This is a genomic window from Nonomuraea sp. 3-1Str (assembly GCF_031570565.1).
Lineage (GTDB): Bacteria > Actinomycetota > Actinomycetes > Streptosporangiales > Streptosporangiaceae > Nonomuraea.
Map to the genome: position 1 here is coordinate 235,485 of NZ_JALHBK010000005.1, position 14,575 is coordinate 250,059.

The following is a 14,575-nucleotide window of genomic DNA, read 5'->3' on the forward strand; positions in this document are numbered from 1 at the left end:
CTGATCGTGAGGGGACGGTGGATGCGGCCGCCGCTATCGCGGTGAGCCGCCGGACGCGGTCACCGTGGAGCCGAAGACCTCGTCACGGGCCATGTCGAGGGCGAGGTCGAGGGCGCCGGCCAGGACCGGGTTGCCCTCGACGGACGACAGCCGCAGCCGCGGCCGGGGGATGGTGAGGGCATGCAGCTCGTGCTCGACCAGCTCGCGCAGCGTCTCGCCGCCGGCCAGCACCATGCCGCCGGTGAGCACGATCAGCCCGGGGTCGATGACGGAGGTGATCGCGGCCAGGCCCACCGCGAGGCGGGCGGCGATGTCGCGCAGCCCGGCCCGCGCGTCCTCGCCCCGCCGGGCCGCCGCCTCCCCGGAGCCCCCGGCGCTCTCCGCGGCGATCTCCACGGCGCGCACCGCGTTGGCGACGGCCTGCCGGAAGTCGGCGCCGCGCACGCCGTACGAGCGCAGCAGCCGCAGCACGGCGGGGCCGCCGGTGAGCGCCTGGTAGCCGTGGTTGGCGTAGCGCCCGGCCTCGCGGGCCGTCGGCGCGCCGGGGGCGGGCATGTAGCCGACCTCGCCCGCGCCGCCCGTGGCGCCCCGGTGCATCCGCCCGCCGAGCACCACGGCCGCGCCGATGCCCTCGTCGGCCCACAGCAGCACGAAGTCGGAGTGGCCCCGTGCGGCGCCGTGCGCCTGCTCGGCCAGGGCCGCGAGGTTGACGTTGTTCTCCACGGCGACGGGCACGCCGAGCCCCTGCGACAGCGCCGGCACCAAGCCGGGGATCTGCCAGCCCGGCATGTCCTTGGCCGTGGCGTACCCCAGGCCGCCCGTGGAGGGGTCGAGGGCCGCCTGCACGCCGATCACGACCTGGCGCAGCCGGTCCGGCGGGCACGCGCCCTCCAGCGCGGCGTTGAGCCGTTCGACCAGCTCCCCGCCGGGGCGGCGCGGCGTGGGCAGCGTGTGCTCGCCGACGACCTCGCCGGTGATGTCGGCCACGCGGGCCTCGATACGGTCGGGCGTGACGTCCAGCGCGCCGACGTAGGCGGCCGCCGGGTTGATCCGGTAGAGCTCCGCCGTACGGCCCGGCAGGCCCTCCCGTACGCCGTCCAGCACCACCAGGCCGGCCTCCTGGAGGCGGGCCAGGAGCTGGGAGGCGGTGGGCTTGGACAGCCCGGTCAGGGCGCCGATCTCGGGGCGGGTGAGCGGCCCGCGGTCCAGCAGGGCCAGCAGGGCGGCGCGGTCGTTGATCGCCCGCAGCAGGCTCGGGGTGCCGGGCACCGGTCCGCTCACATGTGCTCCTTCACGCGGAGTTAGGAAACTTTCCTAACTTGATGCGAACGTAAGGAGTCGGCGGGGCCGTGGTCAAGAGCCGAAACCAAGCCGTGACCGTACCGGAGGGAGGGGATGACGCGGAAGGATGGGAGTGCCTCAACAGGCATGCTAGTGTCGTCGTTTGTCGTAACAACAAGCAGAATGGCCCGGAGTGTCCCATTAACAACAATAATGGTCTGGCGACAAATCGTCAAACGGAGCTCGCCAGGGAGCAGGAGTACGTCGCCCGCCTCTACGAGCGGCTCGACACGCTGCGCGACCGCACCCAGCGCCAGTTGAAGGAGGTGCTGGCCACGGGTGCCGTGGGAACGATGCAGAACCGCTCCGAGCGCGACACCTTCGCCGAGATGTACGCCTCCAGGCTGGCCCGGCTGTGGGCGGTCGAGCGGGGCCTGGTCTTCGGCCGCCTCGACCACGTCGAGGAGGGCCGCCTCTACATCGGCAAGCTCGGCATGGCCGACGACGAGCAGGAGCGCCTGCTCATCGACTGGCGCGCCCCCGTCGCCCAGCCGTTCTACCGCGCCACGCCGGCCGCGCCGATGGGCGTCACCCGTCGCCGGCACCTGCAGACCCGGGGCCGACTCGTCGTCGGCGTCGACGACGACCTGCTCGACCTCGACGCGCTCAGCGACGACGACCGCGCCACGCTCAACGGCGAGGCCGCGCTGCTCGCCGCCCTCGACGAGCAGCGCACCGGCCGCATGCGCGACATCGTCGCCACCATCCAGGCCGAGCAGGACCGCGTCATCCGCTCCGACCTCAACGGCGTCCTGGTCGTGCAGGGCGGTCCCGGGACCGGCAAGACCGTCGTCGCCCTGCACCGCGCCGCCTACCTCCTCTACACCCACCGCGAGCGGCTGGAGCGCCGGGGCGTCCTCGTCCTCGGCCCCAACCCGACGTTCCTGCGCTACATCGAGCAGGTCCTGCCCTCCCTGGGCGAGAACGACGTGCTGCTGTCCACCGTCGGCGAGCTCTACCCCGGACTGACCGCCACCGCCCGCGACCGGCCCGAGGTGGCCGCGCTCAAGGGCGACGCGCGGATGGCCGACGTCGTCGCGCGCGCCGTGCGCGACCGGCAACGGGTGCCGCGCAAGCCGGTCGAGCTGGACCTCGGCCGCCACACCCTCACGATCGACCGGGCCATGCTGGAGGGGGCGCGCAACAAGGCCACCCGCTCGCGCCGTCCCCACAACCAGGCCCGCGCCGTCTTCGTCCGCTCGCTGCTCAACGCCCTGGCCCGGCAGGCCGCCCGCAAGCTCGGCCGGGGCCTCATCGAGGAGGACGAGCTGGCCGACCTGCGTGAGGAGCTGCGCACCGAGCCCGCGGTCAAGTCCGCGCTCAACCGGCTCTGGCCGTACCTCACCCCGCAGCGCCTGCTGCTCGGTCTGTACGGCTCCCCGGAGCGGCTCGGGCACGCCGGCGCGGCGCTCACCCCCGCCGAGCGCGCGCTGCTGCGCCGCGACCCCGGCGCCCCCTGGACCGAGTCGGACGTGCCGCTGCTGGACGAGGCCGCCGAGCTGCTCGGCGAGATCGACGAGCAGGTGCTGCGCGCCACCGCGCTGCAGGCCGAGGAGGAGCTGGCCGCGGCCCGCCAGGCGGAGGAGCACGAGCGCGAGGCGGAGCTGGCCTACGCGCGCGAGGTGCTGGAGCTGACCGGCCTGTCCGACGTCATGGAGGCCGAGCGGCTCGCCGAGCGGCAGCGCGGCCAGGGCCCGTACCTCACCACCGCCGAGCGCGCCGCCGCCGACCGCACCTGGGCCTACGGCCACGTCATCGTGGACGAGGCGCAGGAGCTGTCGCCGATGGCCTGGCGGGCCGTCATGCGGCGCGTCCCCACCCGCTCGATGACCATCGTCGGCGACGTGGCGCAGACCGGCTCCGCGGCCGGCGCCCGCGCCTGGGGGGAGATGCTCGACCCGTACGTGGCGGGGCGGTGGCGGCAGGAGCGGCTCAGCGTCAACTACCGCACCCCGGTGGAGCTCATGGCGGTCGCCGCCCGCGTGCTCGCCGCCATCGACCCGTCGCTGGAGCCGCCCGCCTCGGTGCGGGAGACCGGGGCGCGGCCGTGGGCGGAGCCGCTGACGGCCCTGCCCGAGCTGGTCAAGGCGGAGGCCGGCGAGGGCGGCAAGGTCGCCGTCGTGGCGCCCGACGCGCTGCTCGACGAGCTCGCGGAGGCGGTCTCCCGGGTCGTGGACGGCACCGTGGTGGTGCCGCCCGGGTCCGGGCGCAGCGGGGGAGCGGCGGCCCTCGACGCCCCCGTGGCGGTCATGGGCGTCGCCGAGGCCAAGGGCCTGGAGTTCGACGCGGTGATCGTGGCCGAGCCCGGCCGCATCGCCTCCCAGTCGCCGCGCGGCCTCAACGACCTGTACGTCGCCCTGACCCGCGCCACGCGGCGGCTCGGCGTCGTCCACGGGGAGCCGCTGCCGGAGCCGCTGACGGGCCTCCCACCCAGGGGACATCTACCGACAAACGGTCTTTAGGGTCGTTGGGGCGGCAGGCCAAGCATGTCCTACCTGCGAAAACTTGATGTTCCCGCTGATCGGGACACGGTTGACATCTGAGGTGGAGTCGGTAGTTTGCTGCGCAGTCCAGCACGGGACTTGGCCGGTTGGCCGTCTCTGACATCGTCGGATCCTGCGTCCGTGACGGAGCGTGACTCCGTCCACACAGCCAGGTGCAGGGCCGTCGGTCCGTCGAGTCGGGGCACCCCAGCCGGGCGGGGGGTTGGACCCGGGACGGGCCCGGTAGCCCAGTAGACAACGGAATTCCGCGCTCGCCGCCGACGAGACGGGTCCGGTCCGAAGGGTTTCCGGGCCCTCTTCCCGCTCTCGTGCGCAGGATCGCCATCAGCGCCGGGTGGTCCCACGGCTCCGTCTGACCGGGGATCACCCAGCCGCTCCCAGCCTCACCACCGCGATCCGCCCCCCGCCCGCCCGTCGCCGTGCCCGCGGTGTCCCAGGCCGTTCCCCCTGCCTGGGACCCCTATTCTCGGAGGAGGTCGCGCCTCGCGACCGCAGGGCCGCCCGGGAGCGGTACCGTTTCGGCAGGAACGCGTTTTCGCCCGCGGGCACACGGGCGGCTCCGCGGGGGACCTCCCGCGGCGGAAGGGGAGCAGGCGCAGTGGTGCAGGACAGGACGGGCCTACCGCCCACCGGCGGCGAGTCCGCACGCCGCCGCCCCTCCGCCACGGTCCCGGCCCCCGAAGGCCCCTCACGCCCGCCCGCCGACGGCGAAGGCCCGCCACGACTGGAGCGAGCCGCGGAGGCCGCGCAGAGCGCCGTGAAGGCCGCCGAGGGCACCCACGTGACAGCCGCCGAGGGCGCTGCGGTGCCGGCCGCCGAGGGCGCTGGGGCGGGTGGTTTGAAGGGCCGCGAGCCCGCGCGCCTGGTGCTGCTCCGGGCGATCGCCGCCGTGGCCGGCGGGGCGCTGCTGTTCCTGGCCTTCCCGCCGCTCGGCTGGTGGCCCGCCGCGCCGCTCGGCGTCGCCCTCGTCGTCGCCTCCCTGTACGGCGCCCGCCCACGCCGCGCCGCCTGGCTCGGCTACCTGGCCGCCGTCGTCTTCCTGGTGCCCGCCCTCGCCTGGGTGCGGACCATCGGCGACGACGTGTGGGTCATGCTGGTGGCCGTCGAGGGCCTCTTCTACGCCGCGATGGCGGCCCTGGCCTCGCCGGTGTTCCGGCTGCGGCTGTGGCCGCTGTGGTTCGCCGGGCTGTGGGTGGCCATGGAGTGGGCCCGGGGCCTGGTGCCCATCGGCGGCTTCCCGTGGGCTCGCCTGGCCTTCAGCCAGGGTGAGTCGCTCTACACCGCGTACGCGGCGCTCGGCGGGGCCCCGCTCGTGTCGTTCGCCGTCACCCTGTCCGGCGCCCTGCTCGCCCATGCCCTGCTCGCCTTCCTTCCGCTCGCCCGGGTCCCGTCCCTCGCCCGCCTCGCGGGCGGCGATCTCGCGCGAGCCCGTCTCGCGGGCGCCCGCGAGCGGACGCGCGGCGTTGCCGGCGCGGCGCGGCGGCTGGCGCCCGTCCTGCTCGCCGTGGCGGTGCCCGCGCTCACCTTCGCCGTCCCGCGCCCCGGCGACGAGGGCCGCACGGTCAACGTCGGCATCGTGCAGGGCAACGTGCCCGGCCGCGGCATGTACGCCCTGGGCGACGAGCCGGCCGTCGTGCTGAAGAACCACTCCGCCGAGACCGAGCGCCTGGCCGCCGCGGTCAATGCGGGCACGCTGCCCCGCCCCGACCTGGTCGTCCTGCCGGAGAACTCCACCGACATCGACCCGTATCGTGACACGTTCGCCCGCGAGACCATCGACGCGTCCGTCAAGGCCGTCGGCGTGCCCACCCTGGTCGGCGCGGTCGTCGCCATCGGCGACGAGCACCGCGCCACCCGCAGCCTCGTGTGGGACCCGGTCACCGGGCCCGGCGCCTACTACGACAAGCAACACCTGGTGCCCTTCGGGGAGTACACCCCGTTCAAGGACATCGTGCTCGCGCTGTGGGAGCGGGCGAGCCTGGTCGGCCGGCAGTCCGTGGCGGGCACCAAGCCGGGCGACCTGAAGATGGGGCCCGTGACGATCGGCGCGGTCAACTGCTACGAGGTGGCCTACGACGACACCGTCCGCGGCACCGTGCGCACCGGGGCGAGCCCGATCGTGGTGCAGACCAACAACGCCACCTACGCCCTGTCCAACCTGCCGCCGCAGCAGCTCGCCATGTCCCAGATCCGGGCGGTGGAGCACAACCGGGCGGTCGTCACTGCCGCCACCACAGGGATCTCCGCCTACGTCACACCTGACGGTAAGGTCTCGTGGCGGACCCGCGAGCTCGTCGCGGACATGACCGTGGTGAAGGTGCCCGTGCGCACCCAGGAGACGATCGCCACCCGGGTCGGCGCGCTGCCCGAGTGGGCGCTGGCGCTGATGGGCGTGGCGGCCGCGGGCGTGGCCGTGTGGCGCGGCAGGCGGCAAGGCGACCGGACGGGGAGAGGCTGATCATGGAGACTCTTGGCCGAGTGCTCATCATCGTGCCGACCTACAACGAGCGCGGCAACCTCCCGATGATCGCCGAGCGGGTGCGGGCGGCGCTGCCCGGGGGCCATCTGCTGGTGGTCGACGACAACAGCCCGGACGGCACCGGCGAGGTGGCCGACGAGCTCGCCGCCGGCGACGGCCACATCCACGTCCTGCACCGCCCCGGCAAGGAGGGGCTCGGCGCCGCCTACATCGAGGCGTTCCGCTGGGGCCTCGACGAGGGCTTCAACGTGCTGGTCGAGATGGACGCCGACGGCTCCCACCAGCCGGAGGAGCTGTCCAAGCTGCTGGAGGCGCTGGCCGACGGCGCCGACCTGGCCATCGGCTCGCGCTATGTGCCCGGCGGCAGGGTCGTCAACTGGCCCGCCTCCCGCGAGCTGCTGTCCCGCGGCGCCAACATCTACACCCGGATCATGCTGGGCCTGGCGGTCCGCGACGCGACCGCGGGCTTCCGCGCCTATCGGGCCGAGACCCTGGAGAAGGTGGGCCTGGCCGACGTCGAGTCGCAGGGCTACTGCTTCCAGGTGGACCTCACGCTGCGCACCGTCCGCCACGGGCTGCGCGTGGCCGAGGTGCCGATCACGTTCGTCGAGCGGACCGTCGGCACCAGCAAGATGAGCCGGCGGGTCATGACCGAGTCGTTCTGGCGCATCGCGGTGTGGGGGTTCGCGGGACTGCCGGCGCGGTTCGGCAGGAGACGTGGCTGATCGCGGAACGCACCGGCCCCGCCGGTCGTTGTTCGTGACGTACGCGCGCGCTGAATCGAGGTAACGATGCGCCTCCTGCTGTTCCTGGCCTTCCTGCTCGTCCCCGTGCTGGAGATCTGGCTGCTCATCCAGGTCGGGTCCGTCATCGGCGGCTGGCCGACCGTGGCCCTGCTCATCGCCGACAGCCTGCTCGGGGCCTGGCTGGTGCGCCGTGAGGGCAGGCGCGCCTGGCGGGCGCTGCAGGAGGCGCTGCAGTCCGGGCGCATGCCCGAGCACGAGCTGGCCGACGGCGCGCTGATCCTGGCCGGTGGCGTGCTGCTGCTGACGCCGGGCTTCTTCACCGACATCGCCGGGTTCCTGTGCGTGCTGCCGTTCACGCGGCCGCTGATGCGCCGGCTGGGGGCGTGGTTCTTCGACCGCCGCGTCAAGCGGATGGCAGCCGCCTCGCCGTACGCGCAGCTGTTCTCGCAGACGTTCCCGGGCGGGCCCGACGCCGGAGCGGGCCGGGCCCCCGCGGGCGGCAAGGTCGTCCACGGCGAGGTGCTGCGCGAGGACCGCGAGCGGTAGCCCTCCGGGCTGCAAGCGATTGCACAGAATCGACGGCGGGTCAAGTCGGTACGGCGTCGTCCATGAGATCCACCTGCGCACTGCAACAAAACTGCACAGCCTTCCGCATTGACGCGGCCCGCAAACGGTTGCATAAAGGCATCAAGGCCGGCCGAGCTGACGCACGAGCACCACACCTGGTAAGGAGCCCGTTCATGGGAGCGGGCTCCTAGGTCACGGCTTGCCAGCGGAGGCCCACAGTGCCGAGGAACGCAGTGCCAAGAAACGCAGTGCCGATGAGCACAGGACGCGACAGGAAAGCCCGCAAGGCCCGTTCACTGCTCGCCGCCCTCGTGGCGGCCGTCGCCGCCACGCTGCTGGCGGCCCTGGGGCTCCCCGCGATCTCCGGCGCGTCGGCCGCCACCCTGTTCGCCGACGACTTCGAGGACGGTGACGCGGCCGGCTGGACGAGGTCCGGCGGGAGCTGGTCGGTGGTGGCCGACGGCTCGCGCGCCTACCGGCAGTCCGGCACCAGCGCGGACGCCCGGGTCATCGCCGGGTCCTCGTGGACGGGCCAGTCGGTGCAGGCGCGAGTGCGGCCCATCGCGTTCAACGGCTCCGGCCGGCACGTCGCGGTGCTGGCCAGGGCGCAGAGCACCAGCGCGTACTACTTCCTCGGGATCGGCGAGACCGGCGCGGTGGTCCTCGGCAGGCGCACCGGCGGCGCACCGGTGACCCTCGCCTCGGCCCCGGCCGGGATCGTGACGGGCACCTGGCACACACTCCGGCTGGAGGCGTTCGGCACGACGCTGCGCGGCTTCCTCGACGGGGCGGAGGTCGTCTCCGCGACGGACGCCACCTACGCCTCCGGCCGGGCCGGCCGGGCCGGCTTGTACGCGAGCGCCTCGTTCGACGACGTGCTCGTGAGCGACGTGGGCGGCCCGACCGAGCCGCCGGTCACCCCGACGGTCACGCCGCCGCCCTCCGGCACCTGCACCAGCCCCGGCTCGCCCGCCGGCTTCGCCTCGGTGGACGCCTGGGGCCAGAGCGGCACCACCGGGGGCGCGGGCGGCCCGACCGTCGAGGTCGACACCGCGAGCGAGCTGATCTCCGCCATCGGGCGGAGCAGCCCTCTCACGGTGTGCGTGCGCGGCGTGATCACAGTGCCGGCGGGCATGTACGACGTCGCCTCCGACAAGACGATCGTGGGAGTCGGCTCGGCGTCGGGCATCAGCGGCGGCGGCCTCAACATCGGCCTGCCCGTCGACGACGCCGTGACCGCACCGCCCGCGAACGCTGTGCACAACGTGATCGTCCGCAACCTGACCTTCCGCGGCGCCAGCGACGACTCGATCAACGTGCAGATGTTCTCCCACCACGTGTGGCTCGACCACAACGACCTGTGCTGCGGCTACGACGGCCTGATCGACATCAAGCGCGGCTCGTCGTACGTCACCGTGTCCTGGAACCACGTCCACGAGCACACCAAGACCATGCTGCTCGGCCACGACGACTCCAACGGCGCGCAGGACGTCGGCCGGCTGAAGGTCACCTACCACCACAACTGGTTCGACCGGACGCCGCAGCGCAACCCGCGGGTCCGCTTCGGCGAGCCGGTGCACGTCTACAACAACTACTACTTCTACAACACCGACGTCGGCGTGGCCTGCCAGGCGAACGCCGGATGCCTGGTCGAGGGCAACTCCTTCGAGCGGGTCGAGGAGCCGGTCAGCAACAGCTACGCCGGCCCGTCGGGCAGGTGCGTCGCCCGCGACAACGTGTTCGTCGACTCCGGCACGCCCGACTGCGGCGGGACCGTGCAGGAGGCCAGGTCGTACTACGCCTCCCCCCCCGACGCCCCCGCCTCGGTGAAGGCGATCGTCCCCGCCGGCGCGGGCGTCGGCAAGATCGGCACCTGACCGCACAGCCCGGGCGCCGGCCCGCCTTTCCGGCACCTGATCGCACAGCCCGGGCGTCGGCCCGCCTTCCCGGCGCCCGACCGCACAGCCCCGGCGCGCCGCACGCCTTCCCGGCGCCCGACCGAGAGCCCCGGGGCGCCCGCACCCCCACGGCCCGGGCGCCCCGGCACACCGGCCCCCCGTCAGAAAGCAGAGCGATCATGCCCCCCGGAACCGCTCGCCCCACACCGCCCGGCACCGCCGAGCCCGCCCCCGGCACGAACAGGCGCCGCCTCCGGCCGGAGGCGGCCGTCCCGCTCATCGCCTTCATGGCCCTGCTCACCGCCACCGTCCTCGTGTCCGCCATGACCTCCCCGCCCGCCGTGGCGGCAGCGTCCGCCCGGGCCGCCGAGCCCGCGAACGGGTTCGCCTCCGTCAGCGCCCTCGGCCAGAACGGCACCACCGGCGGCGCCGGCGGCCCCACCGTCACCGTCGGCACGACCCAGGACTTCCTCGACGCCATCGCCCGCCCCGGCCCGTACGTGATCCAGGTACGCGGCCGCATCACCCTGCCCACCGGCACGACCGACGGCATGCACGCCGTCACCTCGGACAAGACCATCATCGGCCTCGGCGCCGACGCCGCCCTCGTCGGAGGCGGCCTGACCATCGGCCTGCCGGTCGACGACCGCGTGACGGCCCCGCCCGCGAACGCCGTCCACAACATCATCATCCGCAACCTGACGATCACCGGCGCCACCGACGACCTGATCAACGTCCAGATGTTCAGCCACCACATCTGGATCGACCACAACGACCTGTCCGACGGCGACGACGGGGCCGTCGACATCAAGCGCGGCTCCGACTTCGTCACCGTGTCGTGGAACAGGTTCCACGACCACGACAAGACCCTGCTGCTGGGCCACGACGAGACCGCCGGGCCGCAGGACATCGGCCGGCTGCGGGTCACCTACCACCACAACTACTTCGACGGCTCCGACCAGCGCCATCCCAGGGTCCGCTTCTCCGCGCTGGTCCACGTCTACAACAACTACTACCGGGGCAACAGCTACGGGATCGCCTCCACCTACGACGCCGCCGTCCTGGCCGAGGGCAACTACTTCACCAACGTCAACAACCCCGGCCGGGTGGAGTTCAGCGGCGACCTCGGGCGGCTCGTCGAGCGGGACAACATCCTCGTCGCCTGCCACCACCCCATCGAGACGCGCGGCACCGTGACCGAGCCGCGCACCTATTACCCCTACACCGCCGACCCCGCCGTCAGCGTGCCCACCGTCGTCCCGGCCGGCGCCGGCGTCGGCAAGATCTGAGGAGTGCCATGTCCGTCGTGTCCGCCCCGCACAGCCTCGCCACGAGGCCCCACGCCACGAAACCACACGGTTCGGGGCCACAAGGTTCGGGGCCCCACGGTTCGGGGCCACGCCGTACGGGCGCCAGGCCGTGGGGGCGGCTGCTCGCCGCGGCGACCCTGGCCGTCGCGCTGACCTCCGCACCCCTGCCCGGCGAATCCGCCGCGGCACTCCCCGCCGGCGTCCCCGTCGCGGCGGCTCGGGCGGCCGACGCGCCGATCGGGTTCGCCTCCGTCGACGCCCTCGGCCAGAACGGCACCACCGGCGGCGCCGGCGGCCCCTCCGTCACCATCACCACGGCCGCGCAGCTCAAGGACTACGCCGGCCGCGCGGGGCCGTACACGTTGTGGATCTCCGGCCGGGTCCGGACCAGCGGCATGATCACCGTCGTCGCGAACAAGAGCATCCTCGGCGTCGGCGCGACGGCGGAGATCACCGGCGGCGGCCTCCAGCTCGGCTCCACGACCCGCCCCGGCAACAACGTGATCATCCGCAACCTCCGGTTCACCGCAGCGGACGACGACTCCATCAGCGTCACCAACAAGGCCCATCACGTGTGGATCGACCACAACGACCTGTCCGACGGCTACGACGGACTGCTCGACATCAAGCGGGAGTCGGACTTCGTCACGGTCTCGTGGAACAGGTTCCACGACCACGGCAAGACGATGCTGCTCGGCCACTCCGACACCTACACCGCCGACATCGGCAAGCTGCGGGTCACCTACCACCACAACTTCTTCGACGGCACCGACCAGCGCCACCCCCGGGTGCGCTTCGCCGAGCCGGTCCACGTGTTCAACAACTACTACCGCAACAACTCCCTGTACGGCGTGGCCTCGACGGAGAACGCGGGCGTCCTGGTGGAGGGCAACTACTTCGAGAACGTCGCCCACCCCATTCACGTCGGGTACGACAAGAGCGCTCCGGGACGGGTGGTCGAGCGCCGCAACGTGTACGCCGGCTCGGGCGCGCCGGAGACGGCCGGCACGGTCGTGGAGCCGTCCACGTACTACCCGTACACGCTGGACGAGCCCGCGAAGATCCCGTCGATCGTCGAAGCGGGCGCGGGGGTCGGCAAGCTCGGCTTCTGAGGCGCCTCACCGCCGCACGGGCCGCCCCGCCCGGGGCGCCCGTGCGGACCGCACGTCCCCGGTGGCCGGGCATGTCATGGTGAGCCGGATTCGGAGTACGATCCTGCGATCAACCGTAGAGATCGGTCCAATACCGGCGAGGTCGTGTGTTCGGAATCATTCGCCCGTGCTCCACGCACGTCTGCGCGAGCGTGCGCGACGCGTGGCGCGCCCACCTGTGCGGCCTCTGTCTCACGCTGAAGGACGGGCAGGGGCAGGCGGCCCGGCTGGCCACCAACTACGACACCCTGATCATCTCGGTCCTCACCGAGGCCCAGCTCCCGTCCGCCGCCCCGCACCGCACCGCGGGCCCGTGCGCGTTGCGCGGGTTCCGGCGGGCCGACGTGGTGGACCACCGGGCTCAGGGGGCGCGGCTGGCCGCCTCGGTGTCGCTCGTGCTGGCCGCCGGCCGGCTCCGTGACCACGCCGCCGACGGCGACGCCGCCCCGGGCACCACTGTCGCGGGCCGCCGGCTGGCGGCCCGCTGGGAGGCGGCCGGGGCGCGGCTCGGGGCGGAGGTGGGCTTCGACACGGCGACGCTGGCGGCGACCGCGGAGCGGCAGATCACCCTGGAGCGCCTGGCCGCCGCCGGGGCGTCCACGGCGGCTTCCGCCGTCGGCGGGACAGCGGGGCTGCTGGAGCTGACCCGGCCCACCGAGGAGGCGGTCGCGACGGCGTTCGCCCACACGGCGCTCATCGCCGGCCGCGCCGCGGCGGACGAGCGGGACGGTCGCGCCGGGAACGCCGTGGTGCTGGCCGAGATCGGCACGCTGTTCGGGCGTCTGGCACACCTGCTCGACGCGGTCGAGGACCAGGAGGACGACGCGGCGCGGGGCGCGTTCAACCCGCTCACCGCCACCGGCACCGGCCGCGAGGAGGCGCGGCGGCTGTGCGACGACGCCGCGCACGGCATCGCCCTCGCCGTACGGGACCTGGAGCTGGAGGAGCGGCACCTGGTGGAGGTGCTCCTCGGCGCGGAGGTACGGCGGGCGGGGACACGCGCCTTCGGCACGCACACGACGGCCGCCCGCCGCAGGCCCGCCTGGCCGTTGCGGACGATGGCCGGCGCGGGCACGCTGCTCACGTGCGGACTGTGGCGGCCGGAGTGGAGCGAGCTCAACGGCGCCTCGTGCGAGGAGCGCTGCTACCTGAAGGACGGCTGCGACGGTTGTGACGGCTGTTGTGACTGCTGCCAGTGCTCCTGCGACTGCTGCGAGTGCTCGGGCGGGTGTTGCGACTGCTCCTGCGACTGAGGCGCCCCGCGGCCTCGGGCCGCCACGCCGCTCGGCCGCTCCACCTTCCGGCCGCCGGGGTCGCCGGAAAGCCGAACGCCGGCCCCCGTCGTCAGACGGAGACCGGCGTCCAGAAAACTGCCCCCGGGGACGTGCCCGGGGGCTTAACACCGTGAGAGGGGTTCAGGCGCTCCTGCGACGCTGGGCGCGAAGTACGGCCAGCCTCTCGTTGAGCACCTCCTCCAGGTCCTCGATGGATCGCCGCTCCAGCAGCATGTCCCAGTGTGTCCGCGGGGGCTTGGTCTTCTTCGACTCGGGCTGCTCGCCGTCCACCCGCACCGCGGTGGCGCCGCACATGCGGCACTCCCACGTCGCGGGGATCTCAGCCTCGGCGGCGAGCGGAACCTCGAAGAGATGGCCCTTCGGACAGGTGTAGGACACCTCCTGGCGTGGGGCCAGATCCGTGTTACGGTCGTTCTCGTAGCTGGTTGCCCCGAGCCGGGTGCCACGAAGTGCTCGCTCGCCCATGTCTGAATGCCTCCTACAGGGCCCCCATTGCGCGGGGGGTCTGTCTCCCACGGTGTCTAACGCTTGATACCGTGATGGGATTCCCACCCATGGCGTGATCCAATCGCCCCGGCACTCAGGAGTTCCCTCCAGAGGCGCGGCAATCCCTATGAGGCCGGGGATTCCCCTCGCGTAACGGCCCGCACGGCGAGCGTGCGTCCGGTGAACGAGCCCTCCACCGCCTGCGCGTAGACGCGCGCCACCTCGGCCGCCGGCACCCCGTCGGCCGGGTCCATGCCGAGCGACACGAGCGTCTCCCGCACCCAGCCCGGGCTGACGGCGTTCAGACGCAGGCCGCGCGGCAGCTCGACGGCGGCGGCCCGCACGAACGCCTCCAGTCCCGCGTTGACCAGATGGCCCATCGACGACCCGGGCACCGGCTCGGCGAACCTCCCGCTGGTCAGCGTGACCGACCCGCCGTCCCGTAGCCGGCCGAGCGCGTGGCGGACCAGGTTCACCTGGCCGACCAGCTTGCCGTCGAGGCCGATCCAGAACGCGGCGTCCGAAGGGTCGTCCAGCGGCGTGAGCGCCCCGCTCGCGGCGCAGCACACCACCGCGTCCACCCCGCCCGACCGGCCGGCGCGGTCGAGCAGCGCGTCGATGGAGGCGGTGTCGCGCAGGTCGGCCTGCACGGAGTCCTCGGCCGAGCCCCCCGCTGAGCGCCCCGTCGAGCCCCGCCGCGAGACGCGCACCACCTCGTGCCGCCGCTCCAGCTCGTCGGCGACCGCCGTCCCGATGGTCCCCGTCGCGCCGATCACGATGATCCTCATTGCCGCTCCT

11 protein-coding genes are annotated in these 14,575 nt (G+C 73.5%); 8 read left to right on the forward strand and 3 right to left on the reverse strand.

Annotated features, from left to right (window positions below):
• Nucleotides 1–33 precede the first annotated feature (33 nt).
• Nucleotides 34–1,281, reverse strand: a complete 1,248-nt coding sequence (locus tag MTP10_RS11640) for an ROK family transcriptional regulator (protein ID WP_310709096.1) — start codon at nucleotides 1,279–1,281, stop codon at nucleotides 34–36.
• 353 nt (nucleotides 1,282–1,634) lie between these two features.
• Between MTP10_RS11640 and MTP10_RS11645 the strand changes: the two genes are divergently transcribed.
• From MTP10_RS11645 to MTP10_RS11680, 8 genes are all read left to right on the forward strand, one after another.
• On the forward strand, nucleotides 1,635–3,803 hold the full coding sequence (locus MTP10_RS11645; RefSeq protein WP_310709223.1) for an ATP-binding domain-containing protein: 2,169 nt from the start codon (nucleotides 1,635–1,637) through the stop codon (nucleotides 3,801–3,803).
• Nucleotides 3,804–4,446: 643 nt separating this feature from the next.
• Nucleotides 4,447–6,303, forward strand: a complete 1,857-nt coding sequence (gene lnt, locus MTP10_RS11650) for an apolipoprotein N-acyltransferase (RefSeq protein WP_310709097.1) — start codon at nucleotides 4,447–4,449, stop codon at nucleotides 6,301–6,303.
• Nucleotides 6,304–6,305: 2 nt separating this feature from the next.
• Nucleotides 6,306–7,049 carry a polyprenol monophosphomannose synthase gene (locus MTP10_RS11655; RefSeq protein ID WP_310709098.1) on the forward strand — a complete coding sequence of 248 codons (744 nt, stop codon included), beginning with the start codon at nucleotides 6,306–6,308 and terminating at the stop codon, nucleotides 7,047–7,049.
• Nucleotides 7,050–7,115: 66 nt separating this feature from the next.
• Nucleotides 7,116–7,616: an FxsA family protein gene (locus MTP10_RS11660; RefSeq protein ID WP_310709099.1), complete on the forward strand. Its 501-nt coding sequence runs from the start codon at nucleotides 7,116–7,118 to the stop codon at nucleotides 7,614–7,616.
• A gap of 275 nt (nucleotides 7,617–7,891) precedes the next feature.
• Nucleotides 7,892–9,514, forward strand: coding sequence for a pectate lyase (locus MTP10_RS11665; RefSeq protein WP_310709100.1), 1,623 nt, complete (start codon nucleotides 7,892–7,894; stop codon nucleotides 9,512–9,514).
• Nucleotides 9,515–9,714: 200 nt separating this feature from the next.
• Nucleotides 9,715–10,824 carry a pectate lyase gene (locus tag MTP10_RS11670; RefSeq protein WP_310709101.1) on the forward strand — a complete coding sequence of 370 codons (1,110 nt, stop codon included), beginning with the start codon at nucleotides 9,715–9,717 and terminating at the stop codon, nucleotides 10,822–10,824.
• A gap of 8 nt (nucleotides 10,825–10,832) precedes the next feature.
• On the forward strand, nucleotides 10,833–11,957 hold the full coding sequence (locus MTP10_RS11675) for a right-handed parallel beta-helix repeat-containing protein (protein WP_310709102.1): 1,125 nt from the start codon (nucleotides 10,833–10,835) through the stop codon (nucleotides 11,955–11,957).
• 146 nt (nucleotides 11,958–12,103) lie between these two features.
• Entirely contained in the window at nucleotides 12,104–13,249 is a 1,146-nt protein-coding gene (locus tag MTP10_RS11680) for a DUF5685 family protein (RefSeq protein WP_310709103.1), read from the forward strand.
• Between the two features lie 162 nt (nucleotides 13,250–13,411).
• On the opposite strand, the gene MTP10_RS11685 is transcribed toward MTP10_RS11680, so the two are convergent.
• Complete coding sequence (locus tag MTP10_RS11685; RefSeq protein WP_310709104.1) at nucleotides 13,412–13,756, reverse strand: RNA polymerase-binding protein RbpA; 345 nt, start codon at nucleotides 13,754–13,756, stop codon at nucleotides 13,412–13,414.
• Between the two features lie 146 nt (nucleotides 13,757–13,902).
• Nucleotides 13,903–14,565 (reverse strand): short chain dehydrogenase, encoded by a 663-nt coding sequence (locus MTP10_RS11690; RefSeq protein ID WP_310709105.1) that lies wholly within the window; start codon nucleotides 14,563–14,565, stop codon nucleotides 13,903–13,905.
• Nucleotides 14,566–14,575 lie beyond the last annotated feature (10 nt).